Genomic DNA, 20,697 nt, shown 5'->3' with positions numbered 1-20,697 from the left:
ACGCCCTTGGCGCTCCCGGGCCGTTCGACGTGTCCGCCCCCTTCGACGTCGTGCCCGGTGGCCGCGCACGACACGCCGGTCCCCCTTCGTGCCTCGGGGTGGACGCCTTAGTAGGCTTCCCGCCGTGCCGGGACGCTGTGTCCGGGCTTCGAGAACGACCCGGTCCCCGTGGAGGTGACCCCCTCAATGGCCACGCGCGCCTCCTCTGGCGGCTCCAAGCGCAAGAAGACCACCGCGCGCAGACCCGCGGCCGCCAAGCGCATGCCGGACGGCCCCATCGCCTACGTGGTCACGCTCTTCGGGCAGTTCCTGCTGGTCCTGTGGAAGCTCATCGCCCATACGGTGGGAGGGGCCGCTCGAGCGGTCGGGCGCAGCGCCCGCGACCTCGACCCCGACCTGCGGCGCGACGGGATCGGGCTGGTGCTGCTGGCCCTGGGCATCCTCGTGGCGGCCGCCGTGTGGTGGCAGAGCGAGGGACCGTTGCTGGAGGCCACCCGCATGGTGGTCGTCGGTGGTTTCGGCACCTTCTCACCGATCCTGCCGCTGCTGTTCCTGCCCATCGCGGTGAAGCTGATGCGCACCCCCGGCAGCGCCAAGGAGGGCGACGCCGGGCGGCTCTTCATCGGGATCACCGCGATCATGCTCGGCCTCCTGGGGCTGATCCACATCGCCCACGGCATCCCCCAGCCCGCCGACGGGATCGAGGGGCTCCAGAACGCGGGCGGACTCATCGGCTTCGTCGCCTCCGGTCCGCTCAGCTCCATCGTCACCCCCTGGCTCACCGGCCTCCTGCTCGCCCTCGTGCTGATCTTCGGTGTCCTGGTGGTGACCGCGACCCCCATCCGACGCATCCCGGACCGGCTCCAGACGCTGTTCACCGCCCTGATGGAGCGCGACCCCGGGCCGGACGCGGGGATCGGCATCCTCGGCGCCGACGCGGAGAAGAAGCCGACCCGCAAGCGCAGGCCCAAGAAGCGGGCCGAGGACACCGAGACGGTCGCCGGCGACCACGAGCGCCCCTACGACAGCCCGGTGCTCTCCGACGCACCCGAAGGCCCGGAGCCGATCGCCCCCGCCCTCACCGACGAGGAGGAGGCGGCCGCCAAGCCCGCCAAGAAGAAGTCCAAGGCCAAGGCGCCGGTCCCCGATCCGACGCCTCCGCCGGTCGCCACCGAGCAGCTCTCCCTGCCCTCACGGGTGGTCGAGGGCGACTACGAGCTTCCGCTTCCGACCATGCTCAAGCCGGGCACGCCGGTCAAGCCGCGCACCAAGGCCAATGACGAGGTCGTCTCCGCGCTGTCGGGGGTGATGGGCCAGTTCAAGATCGACGCCGAGGTCACCGGGTTCACCCGAGGGCCGACGGTCACCCGCTACGAGATCGAGCTCGGCCCGGCGGTGAAGGTCGAGAAGGTCACGGCGTTGTCGAAGAACATCTCCCTGGCCGTCAAGAGCGCCGACGTGCGCATCCAATCGCCGATCCCCGGCAAGTCCGCGATCGGTGTGGAGATCCCCAACACCGACAAGGACATAGTGAGCCTGGGTGACGTGCTCGGGTCCACGGCCGCCACCTCCGACGACCATCCCATGCTGGTCGGGCTGGGCAAGGACGTGGAGGGCACCAACGTCGTGGCCAACCTGGCCAAGATGCCCCACGTGCTGGTCGCGGGCGCCACCGGCGCCGGTAAGTCCACCTGCATCAACGGGCTCATCACCTCGCTGATGATGCGCGCCACCCCCGACGAGGTGCGCATGATCCTGGTCGACCCCAAGCGGGTCGAACTGACCATGTACGAGGGCATCCCTCATCTGATCACCCCCATCATCACCAGCCCCAAGAAGGCCGCGGAGGCCCTCCAATGGGTGGTGGGGGAGATGGATCGCCGTTACGACGACCTGGCCGCCTCCGGGTACCGCCACGTCGACGACTTCAACGCCGCCGTGCGCACCGGTGAGCTGAAGGCCCCGCCCGGCAGTGAACGCGAGTACGAGCCCTACCCCTACCTCCTGGTCATCGTCGACGAGCTCGCCGATCTGATGATGGTCGCCCCGCGCGACGTGGAGGACGCGGTCGTGCGCATCACCCAGCTGGCCCGCGCCGCCGGGATCCACCTGGTCCTGGCCACCCAGCGGCCCAGCGTCGACGTGGTCACCGGTCTGATCAAGGCCAACGTCCCCTCCCGCCTGGCCTTCGCCACCTCCAGCCTCGCCGACAGCCGGGTCATCCTCGACCAGCCCGGGGCGGAGAAACTGGTCGGCAAGGGCGACGCCCTCTTCCTCCCCATGGGAGCCGGAAAGCCCATCCGGCTCCAGAACGCGTGGGTGGGGGAGAAGGAGATCCGCGCGATCGTCGACCACTGCAAGAAGCAGGCCGAACCCAGCTACCGCGAGGACGTCGCGGTCGAAGGGGCGAAGAAGAAGGAGATCGACGAGGACATCGGCGACGACATGGACCTGCTGTTGCAGGCGGTCGAGCTGGTGGTCACCACCCAGTTCGGATCCACGTCGATGCTCCAGCGCAAGCTCCGTGTCGGCTTCGCCAAGGCCGGTCGACTCATGGACCTGATGGAGAGCCGGGACGTCGTCGGCCCGAGCGAGGGCTCCAAGGCGCGGGACGTCCTCGTGCAGCCCGACGATCTGGCCGCGGTCCTGACGGACATCCGAGGGGGTTGATCCTCTGGCGCGCCCGCCCGATCCGCCCCGTCCGTGTCGCCCGATTTGGTGCGATCTTGGCGGTGCCTTAGGGCGTGGTGCGCCCCACCGGGCGGGTAGTGGTAGCAGAGTGGAGTCGCATAGGCACTGAAAGTCGCGGGGGGAGTGCGCATGGCGACGATCGGCCAGACCCTGTCCGCCGCACGGATCGCGGCGGGGTGCTCTTTGGAGCACCTGAGCACACGTACACGCATTCGGATGCAGGTCCTCAGAGCCATAGAGAACGAGGACTTCGTCCCTTGCGGAGGGGACTTCTACGCACGCGGCCACATCCGGAGGATCTGCAAGTTCCTGGGTGTCGACCCCGAGCCGCTCTTGGAGGAGTACGAACGAGAGCACGCCTCCAAGGAGAAGCCCACCTTCGTCCCGCCTCCCAGGCACCCGGCCGCCTCGCCCAAGGCCGCCCGAGCCACGGCGGGCGGCGGAGGAGGGCGGGGCCGTTCCGAGGAGGGCGGCCACGAGATCCCGGCCCGGATCGGGGACGAGGACATCGACCCCGAGCAGCGGGCCGAGAACTGGGGCCACTTCGAACGCAACAAGAGGCTGGCGAAACGGACCGAGCCCGCGGACCGACCCGGTAGACGCCGGCCGGCCGCGGCGGCCGCGGTCCCGGGGCCACGTGAGGGCGAGGGCGCCCGAAAGCGGGACGGTCGAGGACCGGGCCGCGGGGACGATCGACGTCCGCCTCGCGGGCGTCCGGCGGGGGCCCTCGCGGGTCGTGCCGGCCCCGCCGGGGGAGTGCGCCGTCACTGGCCCTGGGCGGTGGTCGGCCTCATCCTGGTCGCCGCCGTCGTGGTCGGTGTCCGGGCCTGGCAGGACGAGGAGAGCGGCCCCGTCCGCACGGCCTTCGACGCGATGCGGGACAAGGAGCGGGACGGCGACGAGGCCGCCGGCTCCGTGGTCCTTCCCGAGGAAGGCGCCGTCGTGGGCAAGGCCCAGGGCGAGGAGGGCGTCAAGGAGGCGGAGGAACCCGAGGAGTTCACCGTCGAACTCAACGGCTCCGGTCGCAGCTGGGTCAAGGTCACCGACGCCGAGGGGGAGAACCTCTTCACGGGCTTCCTGCTCGAAGGCGAGACCCGGGACTACGTCACCGAGGCGCCGTTGGAGCTGTGGGTCGGCAACGCCGGAGAGGTCGCGGTGGCGGTCGACGGAGAGGACCTCGGTCCCAGCGGAGGCGTGGGCGAGGTGAAGGAGTTCACCGTCGGCGCCGAGGGCATCGGTGACTGACCGGGGCCCTCGACCGCGGGCGGAGCGACGATGTTCCGAGGCCGGGGTACGGGCGGGTGAGTCGATCACGGTAGTGTTGGTGGCCGCGGGCGGCGCCGATCGACGCCGTGTCGCGCGCGAACCCGACCGTACTCCGGCCTTCGTTCGCGCCGCGCATCCGCGCCGCTCACAGCTCTCCCACACGCTTGGAAGCCATGTCATCGCGCCGTACTGTCTCACTCGTCACCCTGGGGTGTGCGCGTAACGAGGTCGACTCCGAAGAGCTCGCCGGACGCCTTGCCGCCGGCGGCTGGGACCTCGTCGACGACGACACCGAGGCCGACGTGACCGTCGTCAACACCTGCGGATTCATCGAGGCCGCCAAGCAGGACTCGATCGAGACCCTGCTGGAGGCGGCCTCGTCGGGTGGCAAGGTGGTCGCCGCCGGGTGCATGGCCGAACGTTACGGCTCCGAACTGGCCGACGCCCTCCCCGAGGCCCAGGTGATCGGCTTCGACGACTACGCGGCGATCACCGATCGTCTCGACGACGTCGTCGCCGGACGTTCCCTGGTCCCGCACGACCCTCGCGACCGTCGCACCCTCCTGCCGATCAGTCCGGCCGAGCGCGACGCCTCCCAGGTCCACGTTCCCGGCCACGCCTCCTTCGCCGACTCCGAGGGGGCGGAGGGCACCGAGCTGCCCTACCGCACCTCGATCCCGCGCCGCCGGCTCACCGGCGGCCCGGTCGCCAACCTCAAGATCGCCTCCGGCTGTGACAGAAGGTGCACCTTCTGCGCCATCCCGGCCTTCCGCGGCGCCTACATCTCCCGCCAGATGGACGAGATCGTCCGTGAGGCCGAGTGGCTGGCGAGCGAGGGCGTCCGCGAGGTCTTCCTGGTCAGCGAGAACTCCACCTCCTACGGCAAGGACCTGGGCGACCTGCGCGCTCTGGAGAAGCTGCTGCCGAGGCTGGCCGCTGTCGAGGGGCTGGAGCGCGTGCGCGTCAGCTACCTCCAGCCCGCCGAGGTCCGTCCGGGGCTGGTCGAGGTGCTCACCGGCACCCCCGGCGTGGTCCCCTACTTCGACCTCTCCTTCCAGCACGCCAGCGGTCCGCTGCTGCGCCGTATGCGCCGTTTCGGTGACCGTGAGCGCTTCCTGGAGCTGCTGGCCACCGCCCGTGCCAAGGCCCCGGAGGCCGGGGCCCGCTCCAACTTCATCGTCGGCTTCCCCGGCGAGACGGAGGAGGAGTTCGAGGAGCTGGTGGCCTTCCTGAGCGAGGCCCGCCTGGACGCCATCGGCGTCTTCGGCTACTCCGACGAGGACGGCACCGAGGCCGCCGGCCACGCCGACAAGGTCCCGGAGGAGGTCGTCCAGGAACGCGTGGACCGCCTCAACCGACTGGCCGAGGAGCTCATGGCCCAGCGGGCCGAGGAGCGCATCGGTGACGAGGTGACCGTCCTGGTGGAGTCCGTCATCGAGGACGGCGTCTACGAGGGACGGTCCGAGCACCAGGCCCCCGAGGTCGACGGCAGCACCATCCTGTACGGCGAGGGGCTCTCCGTCGGCGACCTGGTGCGCGCGACCGTGATCCAGGCGGCCGGCGCCGACCTCGTCGCCGAGCAGGACGGGGAAGCCGGGGACAGATGAGCAGCCACGATCCCGCGGCGTCGCCCGCCCCCCAGGCTCCCTTGTGGAACATCGCGAACATCCTCACGATGAGCCGTCTGGTCATGGTGCCGGTCTTCGTGTGGTTCATGTTCCTGGACGGCACGTGGTGGCGTCTGGCGGCCTTCGGCGTCTTCGTGCTCGCGGCCATCACGGACCGCGTCGACGGTGAGCTGGCCCGCCGGCGGAACCTGGTCACCGACTTCGGCAAGATCGCCGACCCGATCGCGGACAAGGCCCTCACCGGCGCGGCCCTGATCGTGCTCTCCGTTCAGGGCGACCTGTGGTGGTGGGTGACCATCGCCATCCTGGTCCGCGAGTGGGGGATCACGCTGCTGCGTCTGGCGGTCCTGCGTTACGGGGTCATCCCGGCGAGCAAGGGCGGCAAGCTCAAGACCGTCCTTCAGATCGTCGCGATCAGCATCTATCTGTTCCCCCTGCATCTGCTGCCGTTCATGGACCTGTTCGTCTGGGTGGCCCACGGCGTGATGGCGGCCGCCCTGGCCGTCACCCTGTGGACCGGACTGACCTACGTCGTGGACGCCGTACGCCTGGCCCGGGCCAAGGGGAACCGGAGCGACTAGAAGGAGCCGGAGATGAACGAGGAGGGGGACCGCGCCGTCCCGATCACGGAGATCGAGCGGGCGGCCGCCGAGGCCGCCCTGGAAGCGCATCGGGCCCTCCTCGCCTCCGGCTCCACGTGCGCCACGGCGGAGTCGCTCACAGGGGGCCTCATCGGTGCCCACATGACCTCCGTGCCCGGCTCCTCGGCCACCTACCGGGGCGGACTCGTCACCTACGCCACCGACGCCAAGTCCACCCTCCTGGGGGTCCCCGAGGAGCTGTTGGCCGAGCACGGTGCGGTCCACCCCGACGTGGCCCGTCACATGGCGGTCGGGGCGCGCCGGGCGGTCGAGTCGGACTATGCGATCTCCGTCACCGGGGTCGCCGGCCCCGATCCTCAGGACGGAAGGCCCGTGGGGACGGTCTTCGCGGCCGTCGCGGGGCCCGGATCCCGTACCCGGGTCGCCCGGTTCAGTTTCACCGGGGATCGTTCGGGTATCCGCTACCACACGGTCGAAGGTGCGCTCAGGCTTCTGACGACCACCGTTCGTGAGGAGCGAGGAGCAGAGCCCGATAACGACCCTTTCGGTTGATACCCCTTCTCCCATGGAATGGGAACAAAACCACCCCCGGGTGGGGTTCCCCCTCCAGCGAACAGGACGACAAGAGGTGCCCGAATCGGGCGTGGGGCAGGTACGGTGTTGTATATGAAGGTCGCTACCGGTGGGAGGGAGCGCGAATGATGGTCCTGCTTCGTCACCTACTTGGTGACGTGCTCAGGCGGCTGCGGCAGCGCCAGGGCCGCACCCTCCGCGAGGTGTCGGCCGACGCCCGTGTGTCCCTCGGCTACCTGTCGGAGGTCGAGCGCGGACAGAAGGAGGCCTCTTCCGAGCTGCTCTCCTCGATCTGCGGGGCCCTCGGGGTTCCGCTCTCACAGGTGCTGAGAGAGGTCTCCGACCAGCTCGCGCTGGCCGAGCTCCAAGAGGCCGCGCTGCTGGGCGATCCGGTCACGAGCGACCCGGTCCCGGCGCAGGACCTCGGCATCGAGTCCGTTCCCGACCGTGTTCCCCAGGTCGCCGACATGGCGGGTGTCTGAGGACACCCCGTCCGCGTTCGGACGTCGGCCCCACGAAGTCCACGAGGAGCAGGCCCACCCCGAGGGGTGGGCCTGCTCCTTCGTCGTATGCGGGGGTGCGGGGTAGGGCTCTCAGCGATGCGTGTGGTTGACCCAGGACTCGGGGTCCTCGGCCAGGGAACGCACCTGTTCGGGGAGTTCGTTGGTGACCAGGTGCTGGAGGTTGACCCCCTCCAGGATGGCCCGTTCGCTGGCGCGCAGGGCGATCCACACCTGTTGCAGGCTGCGGGCGGCCCCGTCGTAGTCGACGTGCTCGGGGCGTTCCCCGCGCACGTTGGCGAGTGGTCCGTCGACCGCTCGGATGATGTCGGCGAGGGAGATCTCCCCCGCGGGCCGGGCGAGCCAGTAACCGCCGACGGGACCCCGTTGGCTGCGTACCAGGCCTGCTCGGCGTAGCTGGGTGAGGATGTTCTCTAGGAATTTTCCGGGGATGGCCTGCGCGCGTGCGAGCTGCTCGGCCGTCACCGGACCGTCGCCGGCGACAGCGAGCTCTGCGGCCGCGCGAAGCGCGTAGTCGACCCGGGCTGAAAGGCGCATGCTGTGATTATGCCGTGGTTAGAAGGGCGAATGGGGCACCGGACGCCGACGGGTGTCGTCGACGGCCGGGGTGCTACAGGTCAAGAGTACTTCTCCGACCGGGTTTCGGGGACATGGGCGATGTCTCCCCTTCGTTCCCGCCACCGCCGATCGTGGGCGTGTTCCCTGGAGAAAGGCCGCCGGCCCGGTCCCGAGGAGTGGTGGGAGGGACCGGGCCGGGGCGGGGGAGGAGTGGTCAGTCGGCGGTCTCGAGGGCGGCGGCGGACCCCAGGACCTCGGCCGCGCTCAGTCCGTTCACGTGGGCGGCGCCGTAGGTGCTCACGTAGGCGCCGCAGTCGGGACGCCAGATGGGCAGGCCCATCTCCACCACGACCGCCTTGGGGCGGGCCGCCAGGAGGCCGTTCACGAACGCCTGGGCGTCCGGGTAACGGTGCGCGTCCCGTACCACCACGATCAGGTCGTGGTCGGCCGCGGCGGTCAGGATCGCGGAGGGGTCGTCGGTCTCGGGGGAGACCCGCACGGTGTCGCGGAACCAGGGCCCCAGACCCCAGGGGACGTCGCCCACCGCGACCCCGGCCGGGGCGTCCACCTCGACCACGTACGGGCGCTCCAGCGGGGGCAGTTCGCCGTCCACGCGCACGGCCCGACGGGCGCCGTTCAGGCCGACCGCCCCGGTGGCCTCGGAACGGGTCCGCTCGGCGGAGGAGCGGCCCACCCAGGAGCGCAGACGGGCGTTGCGCTCGGCGGCCTCCTCCAGACGCTCTCCGGTCAGACGGCCCTCGTGGACCGCGCGGACCAGCGCGGAACGGACCTCGGCGACCTGGTCGGCGTAGACGAAACGGCCCAGGCAGAGCAGATCGCAGCCGGCCGCGACCGCCAGCACGCTCGCCTCGGGGATGCCGATGCGTTCGCTGACGCCGCGCATGTCCATGGCGTCGCTGACCACGACGCCCTCGAAGCCCATCTCGTTGCGCAGCAGGTCGTTGACCAGGGCACGGGTGAGGGTGGCGGGGCCCTCGCCGCCCAGTCCGGGCATCTCGATGTGGGCGGTCAGGATCGACCGGACCCCGGCGTCGATGACGGCCTGGAAGGGCAGCAGTTCACGGCGGCGCAGCAGGTCGGCGTCGGCCTCCACACGGGGCAGGGTGTGGTGGGAGTCCTGGGAGGTGGCGCCGTGGCCGGGGAAGTGCTTGGCGCAGGCGGCGACCCCGGCCTCCTGGAGACCCAGGACCGAGGCGGCCGAATGGCGGGCCACCAGTTCGGCGTCCGAGCCGAAGGAGCGGGTACCGATGACCGGGTTGTCGTCGGCGACGTTGACGTCCACCGACGGCGCCAGGTCCAGGTTGAATCCCAGGTCGGCGAGTTCCAGACCCAGGGCCCGGAAGGTCTCCCGGGTCAGGTCGGTGTCGTCCACCCGGCCCAGGGCGGCGTTGCCCGGATAGCCGCTGCCTCGGGCCTGGCCGATCCGGGTGACGTCGCCGCCCTCCTCGTCCAGGGAGATCAGCGGGTGGTCGGTGACCTCGCCCAGGCCGGCGTTGAGCGCGGTGATCTGTTCCGGGCTCTCCAGGTTGTTGTGGAACAGACAGACCCCGGAGATCCCGTCCGCCAGCCCCTCCAGGATCCACCGAGGGGCGTGGAGCGACTCGAAGGGCACCAGCAGCGTGGCGTTGGCCAGACGTTCCAATGTCGGATCGTGCGGCATGACGGACTCCGTTCGTGAGCGGGAGATGCCCGGTCCAGAGCAGACGCGTGGCGGGGAAAGGGGGTAGGCGTGAAGGCGGTGGCCCGGGGCGGTACGGTCACGCCGCCCCGGGGAGGCGAGGGTCAGCCCTTGACCGCGCCCATGGTCAGACCGGAGACCATGCGGCGCTGGACGAAGAGGAAGAAGATCATCACGGGGATGGTCAACAGGGTCGACGCGGCCATGATCGGACCCCACTCGGTGCCGAAGCGTCCGAAGTAGTAGGACAGGGTCAGCGGCAGCGTGTAGTTGTCGGTGCTCCGCCCCAGGAAGGTCAGGGCGACGATGAACTCGTTCCAGGCCGTGATGAAGGCGAAGATGCTCGCGGCCACCAGGCCCGGCGCGACCAGCGGCATCAGGATCCGCCAGAAGATCGTCCAGCTGCCGGCCCCGTCGATGGCGGCCGCCTCCTCCAACTCCTTGGGAACGGCGGCGACGAACCCCCGCAGCATCAGGATGGTGATCGGCAGGGACACCGCCGTGTACACCACCAGCAGGCCGGTGAGGTTGCCGAGGAGCTGGATTCCGGTGGCCTCCGACAGGGAGCGGAAGTTGATGAAGATCGAGATGATCATCGCCTCCATCGGCACCATCTGGATGACGATGAGCAGCATGATGAAGGCGGAGCGCAGCTTGAAGCGGAACCTGGCGACGGCCACCGCCGCCAGGAGGGAGAAGAACGCTCCCATCGCGACCGCGCCCAGGGTCACCAGCAGGCTGTTGGTGAGGAAGGTTCCGAAGTTCACCCCGGGGATCAACTGGCCGTTGATCACCCGGTCGAAGTGGGCGAGGGTGGGCGCCTGGGGGATCAGGCTCTGGTCGCGGGTGAAGATCTCGCCCGTCGGCTTGAAGGCCGTGGCGACCATCCAGTAGACGGGGAAGACCGAGAAGACGAAGACGGCGATGCCCGCCACGTACAGGGGAAGGTCGCGCAGACGTCGCAGCGGGCTGCGACGGTAGGTCCTCCCGGTGCCCTGGGAACCCTTGGAGGCGGCCGAGGCGGTCCGGGTGGTCTTGTCGACGGCGCTCATCGGGTCTCCCCCTGGCGGATCATGATGCGCAGGTAGTACGCGGTGACGGCGAGGATCATGACGGTCATGACCACGGCGATCGCCGACCCCATGCCGTAGTTGGCGGGGCTGGCCGTGAATCCCTGCTGGTAGATGTAGTACGAGAGCAGGTAGACGTCCTTGTTCTGGAAGCTGTTCGCCAGGATGTAGAGCTGGGTGAACACGCGCAGGTCCCAGATGATCTGGAGGACCAGCAGCAGGGCGAACAGCGGACGCAGCATGGGGAAGGTGACGTTCCAGAACGCCTTCCAGGCGTTCGCGCCGTCCATCCGCGCGGCCTCGTACAGCTCCGACGGGATGCTCTTGAGACCGGCCAGTACCGACACCGCGACGAACGGGAACGACTGCCAGACGATCACCGAGATGAGGATCGTGAACAGGGGCAGGGGCTCGAGGAACCAGTTGTACTGGAGCCATCCGTCGCCGACCAGCCAGTTCGGGAGGCGGTCGAGGGTGACGTTGACCAGACCGCGTTCGGGCAGGAAGAGCCAGCGGAAGACCAGGGAGGCGCTCAGCGCCGGGGTGGACCAGGCCAGCATCATGCCGATGGCCACGATGGCCGAGAACCACTTGGGCAGCTTGTGCAGCAGGATCCCGATGAGGGTGCCCAGGATCATCGTGATGCCGACCATGAGCACACAGACGACGACCGTGTTGCGCAGGATCGTCCAGAAGTCGCCGTCGGTGAGCAACGTCTGGTAGTGGCCGAAGCCGTTCCACTCCGGGCCCGGCTGGTTCGGCATCAGGTTCCGGGTGGTGAAGCTGGTGAACGAGTACCAGACCATCTGCACGATCGGCCAGAGCAGCACGACCGCGAGCAGGATCACCGAGGGGATGATGAGCAGATAGGGGGTGGGTATCAGGCGGGACCTGGAGCGTGGGGCCTGCTCCGCGGCACCTTCCGGTGCGGCTGACGCTTTGTCGACGGTTCGCGGCATGGTCTTCTCAATCGGGGCGGGGTCGCCCGTGACGGGCGGGCTCGGATCCGGGCCCGCCCGTCACGGCTCTGCGAGGACGGAAGCGGCCGTTACTCGACCGGCTCGTTGAGGATGTCGGTGAGCTGCTCGTTGGCGGCCTCCAACACCTCTTCGGGGTCTCCGCCCCGGACGATGTCCAGCACGGCGCCGGGCAGGATCTTGTTGTCCAGGTCGGCGGCGTTCCAGCGAGGGGTGCTGGGGAAGAAACGGGTGTTCTGCATGCTGGTGGCGGCCGCGGCGCGCTCGGGGTCGTTCTGGTACTCGTCGGCCTCGAGGAGCTCGGGGTAGGCCGGGAAGAAGCCCGCGACGTCGGCGTAGGCCTTGCCGCCCTCCTGGTCGCCCAGGACGCCCAGCAGGTCGAAGGCCTGCTCCGGGTGCTCGGTGAGACCGAAGACGGTCAGGGCGGAACCGCCGGCGAAGACCGGGGCGATGCCGTCGGCGCCGGGGATCGGGGCGGAGGCGATGTTCTCCAGGACCTCGGGGTCCTCGGCCTGCTCCTCCATGGAGCCCAGGGCCCAGCCGCCGTCGATGTACATGCCGACCTGGCTGTTGGCCATGTCGGCCAGCGGGACGAGCTCGTTCTCGCCGACGTAGCTCTGCGGGGAGATCTCGTGCTCGGCGGTGAGGTCGGCGTAGAACTCCACGGCCTCGACGGTGGCGGGGTCGGTCAGTCGGCCGGTCCACTCCTCGCCGTCCTGCACCGCGATCTCGCCGCCGTTGCCCCAGATGAAGCTGGCGATGCCGTTGGTGAAGTCGGTCGGGGCGGCGAATCCGGGAACGCCGTGCTCCTCCTCGATGGCCTGGGAGACCTCGAGCAGCTCGTCCCAGGTCTCGGGGGCGTCGTGACCGAGCTCCTCGAGCCAATCGGAGCGGTAGTACAGGGTGCGCACGCCGGAGAACCACGGGACGCCGTACTGGACGCCGTTGTAGGTCCCGTACTCCAGGGCCTCCTGGTCCATGTCCTTGGAGGGGGCCCACTCGTCGACGTACTCGCCGATGTCGAGCAGGGCGCCCTGCGAGGCCCAGCTGGAGACCTGGTCGTTGCCGACCTCCAGGACGTCGGGGGCGTCACCGCCGGCGATGGCGTTGGTGATGGACTCCTGGGCGTCGCCCCAGGGGATGAACTCGACGTTGACCGAGGTGTCGGGGTAGAGATCCTGGAATCGGCTCTCCGCGTCGTCGAAGTAGTTGACCAGCTCGTCCTGGGCGGTGCCCATGACCCACACGGTCAGGCTGTCGGGTGCCCCTCCGGACCCTCCGTCCTCGGAACCTCCGCCGCAGGCGGCCGCCAGCATCACCACGGCCGAGGCCAGGGCGATCTTGGGAAACCTCATGTGAACCTATCTCCCTTCGCACGTCGCGCCGGAGTCCGGCGCCTGTGCTCGAGGCGGCCTGGGATCATGGACGGATCCGAGTGCCTCGACAACTGGTTGGGGGTGTGCTGGGACAGCACTTCCTGATCGCCCCGCCGGCGCGGGAACCGGGGTCCGAAACCATCACGGACCTGCCGGGACGTGACCTCCTGTGAGGTTGTGAGTTAAATTAACAGGAAACTTTCCTAATAAAAACAGGGTGAGGTGTCACGGTTATGTCTCAACGTCCGGGGACTCCCCGGCTGCTGCGCCAGCTCAATGATCGAGCGGCGCTGGAACTACTGCTGTCCGGCGGACCTTTGACCAGGACTCAACTCGGTACGAGGACGGGGCTGTCCAAGGTGACCGCCTCCCAACTCCTCGCCCGTCTGGAGGAACGCGACCTCGTCCGGGTCGTGGGCAGCCGGGCGGGCGGACGCGGACCCAACGCGGCCCTCTACGCGGTCGTCCCCGAAAGCGCCTATGTGGCCGTCCTCGACGTGAGCGCGAGTCGGGTCACCGCCACCATCGCCGACATCACCGGCCGCATCATCAGTGACGTCTCGGTCGACCCCACGACCTCCGACGACCCCGTCTCCCTCGTCCACACCGCGGTGATGCGTCTGGTCGATTCCGCCAAGGTCCCCCTCGACAAGGTCCGCGCCTGCGTCATCGGCACCCCCGGCGTCGTCGACCCCCGCACCGGCGACATCCGCTTCTCCTTCGACCTCATGTCCTGGCACGAGGGGATACTGGAGACCCTCAGGACCGACCTCGCCCGCTCGGTCATGCTGGAGAACGACGTCAACCTGGCCGCCCTGGCCGAGCACTCCGAGGGCGCCGCCGTCGGCTACGACGAGTTCGTGCTCATCTGGCTCAGCGCCGCCGGCGGCGTCGGCATGTCCATGATGATCGACGGCCGTATCCACCGCGGCCGTTCCGGCGGTGCCGGAGAGATCGGCTACCTGCCCGTTCCCGGCGCCCCCATGCCGAGCGACGTGGGCCTGACCGGCGGATACGAGTCGCTTCAGGAGGCGGGCGACCGCGACCTCCCGCACGGCTTCCAGGCCCTGGTCAAGGCCAAGCAGGTGGTCCGGCTCGCCGCGGAGCACGGGTTCACCGGGAACGACGTCACCGAGGTGGTGGCGCGGGCCGCGGCCTCCGACAGCCCCGAGGGCGACGCCTTCCTCGACGCCTTCGCCGAACGGCTCGCCCGAGGTGTGGCCGCCGTCAGCGTGATCATCGACCCGGGCCTGGTCGTCCTCGGCGGGGACGTGGCCATGGCCGGTGGCGCCAAGCTCGCCGAACGGGTCCAGGCCGCCACCGCCCGTATAGCCCCCAACACCCCCGAGGTGGCCCTGGGGTCGGTCCAGGGCAGTCCGGTGGTGCGCGGCGCCCTGCTGCACGGCCTGGAGCACGCCCGTGAAGAGGTCTTCTCCTCCACCGTCTGAGAGGAGCGAACCGAAGGATCCACGACGTTCCCGCGCCCCGGCCCTCCTCACCCGCCGGGGCGCGGTCGTGCGTCTACTCGGTCTCGTCGCCCTCGTCGTCGGTGAGGGGCGTGAAGGAGTCCAGCACGACCTCGAAGTCGTCCCGGTACTCCTCGCGCAGCTCCGCGGGGAAGTTGAGGCTGACCCTGTAGGACATGCTCCCGCCGTGTCGGGTCATCTCCCGGGTGAACATCCAGCGCTCCGGGACCTCACGTTCCTCGTGGCGGAAGAGCACCTCGTAGACGGCGCTGTCGACACCGTCCCGCTCGGGGGTCACGTCCAGCGCCAATCGTTCGACCTCGTCGAAGGAATCGTCCCCCTCGAGCAGTTCCTCCATACGGAGCACGGCGGCCTCCGCGTCGTAGAGGGGAAGGTCGTAGCGGTTGACGAGGACGGTCGCCGTGCCCGTCTCCACCCCGGTGTCGAACTCGTACCCCGCCAGTCGGGTGTTCCCCGAGGCGCCCTCCTGCTCGGCCTCCCGTGCCTCCCAGTCCTCGGGGACGAGCAGTTCCACCCTCCGGTCCCGGAACCGGACGAACCCCTCGGGGACGTCCTCACGCGACACCGTGCCCACCTCCTCCGAAGCCGACGGGGTGGGGGAGGGGCTCTCCACGTCCGAGACGTCGACGGCGGCCTCGCCCTCCGCCTCCCGATCGGGGAGCAGGCTCCAGGCCGTGAGGCCGCCCAGGGAGAGCAGCACGAGGGCCACGGAACCGATCCACAACGGGGCCCGGAGGTCACGGCGCCCGCTCGGAGGCGGCGGCACCGGCGTCGGCGACGTGCTCGGGGCGGGGGAGTCGAGCAGGGCCAGCGCCCGCTCGGGCACCAGACGCGCACGGGGGTCACGGGCCAGGAGACCGGAGACCACCTCCGACAATCGCCCCCGGGCGGGCGGCGGTGGAATCGGCATGGTCAGTACGGCCGTGAGCGTCGAGGTGAGAGTCTCCCGTTTGAAGGGCGACTCTCCGGCCAGCGCGGCGAACAGGGTGGCGCCCAGACTCCACAGGTCCGAGATCGGACCGGCGTCCTCGTCCTCCAACCGTTCGGGCGCCGCGTAGGCGGCGGTCCCCAGCACGGTCCCCGTCCCGGTCAGAGCGGTCCCGCCGTGGTCGGGCAGGTTGGCGATGCCGAAGTCGGTCAGCACGGGGCGGGTCCCGCCGTCGACCAGCATGATGTTGGCGGGCTTGACGTCGCGGTGGACCACCCCCACCCGGTGGGCCGCCCACAGCGCGCCCAACAAGGGGCGGGCCATCCGCTCGACCTCGGTCTCGGACAGAGGACCCGACCGCGCCAGACGGTCGCGCAGAGACTCGCCCGACAGCAGCTCCATGACGATGAAGGGGACCCCGTCCACCTCCAGCACGTCGTGCACGGTCACCACCGAGGGGTGGGGGACGCGGGCGGCGGCCCTGGCCTCGCGGATCATGCGGGCCCGGGCGCGTTCACGCTCACGAGGGGGCATGCCGTCGGGGAGGTGGACCTCCTTGATCGCCACCTCGCGGTCCAGCCGGGTGTCGTGGGCACGCCACACCGTGCCCATGGCGCCGCTGCCGAGCTCGTCACGGATCTCGTAACGGTCGGTGAACCTCTGCCGCCCGGAGCGGGAGAGGTCCTCGGTCGGACGCCGGGGATCGAAGGGATCTGTGGGGGTCATGGGCCCATTCTCTCAAACAGGACCTTCGGGTCGTTCCTCCGGAGCCCGGCCCACCTCGACGATCAACGCCGTATCCGCAGCCCCTTGGGGGTGACGTGGAAACCCGCCGCCACCAGAGCGGCGTCCAACGGGGTGCCGAACACCTCCCCGCCGTCGGCACGCTCCACCGTCAACGACTCCAGCGAGCCCTCGCCGATCAGCCCGGCCACCGCTCGGGTCGCCCGGACCAACGCCTCGGGAGAGGCCCCGAACGTCGTGGCCGTCCGCCCGCCCTTCGCCAGGTACAGGGTGGGCCGACCTCCGTCGATCACCACCACGGCCCCCGCGCTGCGCCCCGGACGGCCGCCCTCCCCGCTCCGGGCGGCCTCGGGCCAGGGCAGTGCGGCGCCGAACGGGTTCGCCGGGTCCGAGGCGGCCAGCACCACGGGATCCAACGCCCCGTCCGACGCCTCGCGGGACGAGGCGCGCAGCCGGTCCACCGCTCCGGGAAGGGCGAACTGGGCCCCGCCCAGACCCTTCACGAAGTACCCCCGACGGACCCGGCCCGCCTCCTCCAGGGAGCGCAGCACCCGATACTCGTCCGAAGTGAACCCCTGGCCCTGCCGCCCCTTGACCAGCACACCGTCGCGTTCCAGCCGGGACTCCACCCGTGCCAGTACGCGCCGGGTCGGGTCCGGGTCGGGGGCGGGCAGCAACGACCAACGCCCGGCCACGGTGGGAGGGCCCGAACGGGTCGGCAACGTCGGACGTCGACGCCCGCGCGAGGACGAACGCCTCGGCACGGGGCCCGAACCCGACGACGCGCGCAGCGGGGCCAGGGTGTCGTTGGTGACCCATCCGGCCCACACCAGCTCCCACAAGGCCGCCACCAGGTCGGCGTCGGAGACCGACGCACCCCCCGACGCACGGGCGGCGCGGTCGGCGACGTCCCGGAAGAACAGGGCCCCCGAGCCCCGCAGGACCTCCAGGACGGTCGCCGTCATCGACCCCTCCTCCGGCGGGACGGGTTCGGGCGTCAGCGACGGGGCGTCCTCGGCGGGAAACAGCATCAGCCGCCCGTCCCCGCCCGGCAACGACCCCGCGCCGGCCCAGAGCACCTCTCCCGCCTGGGTCAGGGCGTCCAACTCCGCCGGGACGTACCCCTCCACACGGGCGGGCAGCACCAGGGACTCCAGGCTCGACGCCACCAGAGGGGTCCCCCTCAGCGACTCCACCGCTTCGAACACCGCGTCCGGACCGCGTGACCGCTCGCCCGGAGCGGCCCGCTGCCACAGTGGGACGAACGTCGCCAACGCCTCGGGCGCGACCGGCTCCACCTCGCGACGCAACCGTTCGATCGACCCGCGCCGCAACCGGCGCAGCACGTCGACCTCGCACCATTCGGTCCCCGAACCGCCGGGCCGGAACCCGCCCCGGGACAGCCGACCCCGATCCTCCAGGGTCCGAAGGGCCTCCTCCACCACGCCGTCCTCCGCCCCGAGCCGGGACGCCGCCTCCTCCACGGTGAACGGTCCGTGCGTGCGCGCGTACCGGGAGACCAGGTCGAGCAGCGGGGCCTCCACCGGCTCCAGGAACGCCTCGGGCACCCCCGGAGGCGGTGGGACTCCCAAGGCGTCGCGCAGACGGGCCACGTCCTCCACCGCGCACCAGCGCTCCACCCCGGCCACCCTCGCGCGCACCGCGCGTCCGGCCCGTTCCAGATCGAGCAGCCACTCCCGGCGGACCCCTCGGGCCTCGGCCTCCTCGTCGCTCAACGGTCCGACCTCGCGCAGCAGGTCGGCCGTCCCCTCCTCGTCCCGCACCGGGGCGGCGGTCCGCTGCAACAGACCGTCGATGCGTTCCACGACCTCGGGGTCCAACAGCTCCCGCAGATCCGCGCCGCCCAACAGGTCCCGCAGCAACGACGGATCCAGGGTGAGCGCCTGGGCCCGCGCCTCCGCCGCGGGGGCGTCCCCCTCGTACAGGAACGCGGCCGTGTACTCCATCAACAACGTCCGGGCGAAAGGAGAGGCCCGCGGGGTGCGCACCTCCACCACACGGATCCGTCGCGCCCGGAGGTCGGTCAACAGCTCCGTCAACGCCGGTACGTCGAACACGTCGCGCAGGCACTCGCGGACCGTCTCCAACACGATCGGGAACGATCCGTACCGTCCCGCCACCGACAGGAGATGCCCGGCCCGCAACCTCTGCTGCCACAAGGGCATCCGACGGTCCGGCCTCTGCCTGGGCAACAACAGGGCCCGCGCCGCGCACTCGCGGAACCGGGAGGCGAACAGCGCCGACCCGGTGAGCTCCTCGGCGACGGTCCCCTCCACCGTCTCCGGGTCCAGGGACACCAGGTCCACCAGCTCGCCGAGACGGCCGATCCCGCCCTCGGCCACGTCCGGAAGGCTCAGCACGATCCCGTCGTCACCGTGGACCACCCGCGCGTCGATTCCGAACCGTTCCCGGAGCCCGGCGGCGATCGCCATCGCCCACGGCCCGTTCACCCGGGCGCCCCAGGGGGAGTGCACCACCGCGCGCCAATCGCCCACCTGATCCTGGAAGCGTTCGATCACCACCGTGCGATCGTCGGGGACCTCGCCCGTGGCCTCGCGCTGTTCGGCCACGTAGGCCACGAGGTTCTCCGCGGCCCAGGGGCCCGCCCCGCTCTCACCGGCCAGCGTCAGCGCATCCTCCTCCGACCGGGAACCCAGCTCACGCGCGAGAGCCCCCACCGCGCGGCCCAGCTCGGCGGGACGCCCCGTGGTGTCGGCCTTCCAGAACGGCAGCCGCCCCGGTCGCCCCGGCGCCGGAGAGACCAGGACCCGGTCGGCGGTGATCGCCTCGATCCGCCAGGAGGACGAACCCAGGACGAACACGTCGCCCACCCGCGACTCGTACACCATCTCCTCGTCCAGCTCGCCCACCCTGGTGGGAGCCCCTCCCGACCCGTCCGATGCCAGGTGCACCCCGTACAGCCCCCGGTCCGGGATCGTCCCGCCGCCGATCACGGCCAGTCGCTGGGCCCCCGGGCGGGCCCGCAGGATCCCCTCCTCCCGGTCCCACACCAGACGGGGGCGCAGCTCGGCGAACTCGTCCGACGGGTAACGCCCCGACACCATGTCCAGCACCGCGTCCAGAACCCGATCGGACAGGTCCGCGTACGGAGAGGCCCGGCGTACCAACGCCGCCAGATCCGTCACCGTCCAGTCGTCCATCGCCACCATGGACACGATCTGCTGCGCCAGCACGTCCAACGGATCGCGCGGCACCTCCAGGCGTTCGATCCCGCCCTCGCGCATCCGACCGGCGATCACGGCGGAGGCCAACAGATCGCCTCGATGGGTGGGCAGGAACACCCCGCGCGACACCTCGCCCACGTGGTGGCCGGCGCGCCCCACCCGTTGCAGACCGCTCGCCACCGACGGGGGAGCGCCCACCTGCACCACCAGGTCGACGGCGCCCATGTCCACCCCCAGTTCCAGACTGGAGGTGGCCACCACGCAGCGCAGCCGGCCCGCCTTGAGGTCGTCCTCGATCCGTGCCCGCTCGGCCTTGGACATCGACCCGTGGTGGGCCCTGGCGATGACGGCCTCTCCTCCCCGGCCCTGCCCCGACTGTCCGGAGACCAGCGCGGCGACCTCCTCGACGGGCAGGGTCGCGCCGACGCGTTCGGCGTACAGGTCGTTGACGCGGGCGCACAGTCTCTCGGCGGAGCGGCGGCCGTTCGTGAACACGATGGTGGAGCGGTGCGCCTCCACCAGGTCCAGCACCCGGCGCTCCACGTGCGGCCATACCGACCCTCGTGCCCCGGCGTCGGACGTCGCCCCCTCGGACGGGGAGGGCGGGCCGCCCGGCTCGTCCAGATCCGGGACCGGGGCCTCCACCCTCAGCTCCATCCTCGGAGTGTCCGGCGGGGCGACGATCCGTGCCCCGCCCAGATACCCGGCCACGGCCTCACGGGGGCGGACCGTGGCCGACAGACCGATCCGCAGGGGACGACGTTCCGTCAAGGCGCCCAGCCGCTCCAGACTCAACGCCAAGTGGGCCCCTCGCTTGGTCCCGGCGAGCGCGTGCACCTCGTCGACGATGACCGTCTCCACCCCCGCCAACCCCTCCCGGGCCTTGGAGGTCAGCACCAGGAACAGGGACTCGGGCGTGGTGATCAGGACGTCCGGCGGGCGCGAGGCCAACGCGCGGCGCTCCCGGGCGGGGGTGTCCCCGGTGCGGACGCCCACGGTCACCGGGGACAACGACTCGCCCGACGCCTCGGCCTCCTCCGCGATCCCGGCCAAGGGGCGGCGCAGGTTGCGCTCCACGTCCACGGCCAAGGCCTTCAGCGGGGACACGTACACCACCCGGCACCGGTGAGAACGCTCCTCCGGCACAGGGGTGTGCGACAGCCGGTCCAGGGCCCACAGGAAGGCCGACAGGGTCTTCCCCGAACCGGTGGGGGCCACCACCAGGGTGTCCAGGCCTCGGGACACCGAGGCCCAGGCCTCGGCCTGGGCCGGGGTGGGGCCGGAGGGGAAGGCCCGTTCGAACCAGGTCCGCGTCGCCGGGCCGAAGGGTGCCAGGGGATCGGTCACATCGGTCATCCGGTCAGTCTGCCC

At 70.8% G+C, this 20,697-nt stretch carries 14 protein-coding genes; 7 read left to right on the top strand and 7 right to left on the bottom strand.

Going from position 1 to position 20,697, the window contains the following annotated elements:
- The first annotated feature begins 186 nt into the window (after nt 1–186).
- The 6 genes from U9J66_RS07890 (at nt 187) to U9J66_RS07865 (ending at nt 7,242) form a co-directional block, all read left to right on the top strand.
- On the top strand, nt 187–2,670 hold the full coding sequence (locus U9J66_RS07890; RefSeq protein ID WP_014911452.1) for a DNA translocase FtsK: 2,484 nt from the start codon (nt 187–189) through the stop codon (nt 2,668–2,670).
- Between the two features lie 144 nt (nt 2,671–2,814).
- Nucleotides 2,815–3,936: a helix-turn-helix domain-containing protein gene (locus U9J66_RS07885; protein ID WP_326337380.1), complete on the top strand. Its 1,122-nt coding sequence runs from the start codon at nt 2,815–2,817 to the stop codon at nt 3,934–3,936.
- Between the two features lie 194 nt (nt 3,937–4,130).
- On the top strand, nt 4,131–5,564 hold the full coding sequence (gene rimO / locus U9J66_RS07880; RefSeq protein WP_014908402.1) for a 30S ribosomal protein S12 methylthiotransferase RimO: 1,434 nt from the start codon (nt 4,131–4,133) through the stop codon (nt 5,562–5,564).
- Nucleotides 5,561–6,166, top strand: coding sequence for a CDP-diacylglycerol--glycerol-3-phosphate 3-phosphatidyltransferase (gene pgsA, locus U9J66_RS07875; protein WP_017534215.1), 606 nt, complete (start codon nt 5,561–5,563; stop codon nt 6,164–6,166). The genes rimO and pgsA overlap by 4 nt, the downstream gene beginning before the upstream one ends.
- Nucleotides 6,167–6,178: 12 nt before the next feature.
- On the top strand, nt 6,179–6,739 hold the full coding sequence (locus U9J66_RS07870) for a CinA family protein (RefSeq protein WP_017534214.1): 561 nt from the start codon (nt 6,179–6,181) through the stop codon (nt 6,737–6,739).
- 146 nt (nt 6,740–6,885) lie between these two features.
- Complete coding sequence (locus tag U9J66_RS07865) at nt 6,886–7,242, top strand: helix-turn-helix domain-containing protein (RefSeq protein ID WP_014909677.1); 357 nt, start codon at nt 6,886–6,888, stop codon at nt 7,240–7,242.
- Nucleotides 7,243–7,353: 111 nt separating this feature from the next.
- Here U9J66_RS07865 and U9J66_RS07860 read toward each other — a convergent pair whose 3' ends face one another.
- The 5 genes from U9J66_RS07860 to U9J66_RS07840 all read right to left on the bottom strand — a co-directional run bounded on the left by U9J66_RS07860 (nt 7,354) and on the right by U9J66_RS07840 (nt 12,940).
- Complete coding sequence (locus tag U9J66_RS07860) at nt 7,354–7,818, bottom strand: RrF2 family transcriptional regulator (protein ID WP_026124946.1); 465 nt, start codon at nt 7,816–7,818, stop codon at nt 7,354–7,356.
- A 235-nt stretch (nt 7,819–8,053) separates the two neighbouring features.
- Nucleotides 8,054–9,520, bottom strand: a complete 1,467-nt coding sequence (locus tag U9J66_RS07855) for a glycoside hydrolase family 3 protein (protein ID WP_017534212.1) — start codon at nt 9,518–9,520, stop codon at nt 8,054–8,056.
- Nucleotides 9,521–9,642: 122 nt separating this feature from the next.
- Nucleotides 9,643–10,590, bottom strand: a complete 948-nt coding sequence (locus U9J66_RS07850) for a carbohydrate ABC transporter permease (protein WP_014911970.1) — start codon at nt 10,588–10,590, stop codon at nt 9,643–9,645.
- Nucleotides 10,587–11,567 (bottom strand): carbohydrate ABC transporter permease, encoded by a 981-nt coding sequence (locus tag U9J66_RS07845; RefSeq protein ID WP_014910379.1) that lies wholly within the window; start codon nt 11,565–11,567, stop codon nt 10,587–10,589. The genes U9J66_RS07850 and U9J66_RS07845 overlap by 4 nt, the downstream gene beginning before the upstream one ends.
- An 89-nt stretch (nt 11,568–11,656) precedes the next feature.
- Complete coding sequence (locus tag U9J66_RS07840) at nt 11,657–12,940, bottom strand: extracellular solute-binding protein (protein ID WP_326337379.1); 1,284 nt, start codon at nt 12,938–12,940, stop codon at nt 11,657–11,659.
- Between the two features lie 254 nt (nt 12,941–13,194).
- Here U9J66_RS07840 and U9J66_RS07835 point away from each other — a divergent pair, with 254 nt between their 5' ends.
- The gene (locus U9J66_RS07835) at nt 13,195–14,409 is read left to right on the top strand and encodes an ROK family transcriptional regulator (RefSeq protein WP_326337378.1); all 1,215 of its coding nucleotides are present in this window, start codon (nt 13,195–13,197) and stop codon (nt 14,407–14,409) included.
- A gap of 73 nt (nt 14,410–14,482) precedes the next feature.
- Here the strand turns inward: U9J66_RS07835 and U9J66_RS07830 are convergent, their stop codons facing one another.
- A complete protein-coding gene (locus U9J66_RS07830) occupies nt 14,483–16,102 on the bottom strand; it encodes a serine/threonine-protein kinase (protein ID WP_014909455.1) in 1,620 nt (539 codons plus the stop codon).
- A 62-nt stretch (nt 16,103–16,164) separates the two neighbouring features.
- Nucleotides 16,165–20,682 (bottom strand): ATP-dependent helicase, encoded by a 4,518-nt coding sequence (locus U9J66_RS07825; RefSeq protein WP_326337377.1) that lies wholly within the window; start codon nt 20,680–20,682, stop codon nt 16,165–16,167.
- Nucleotides 20,683–20,697 lie beyond the last annotated feature (15 nt).

Source organism: Nocardiopsis sp. LDBS1602 (assembly GCF_035818715.1).
In the GTDB taxonomy this organism is placed as follows: domain Bacteria; phylum Actinomycetota; class Actinomycetes; order Streptosporangiales; family Streptosporangiaceae; genus Nocardiopsis; species Nocardiopsis alba.
The sequence above is the reverse complement of the archived record's forward strand: the minus strand, read 5'-3'. Positions and strand labels throughout refer to the sequence as shown.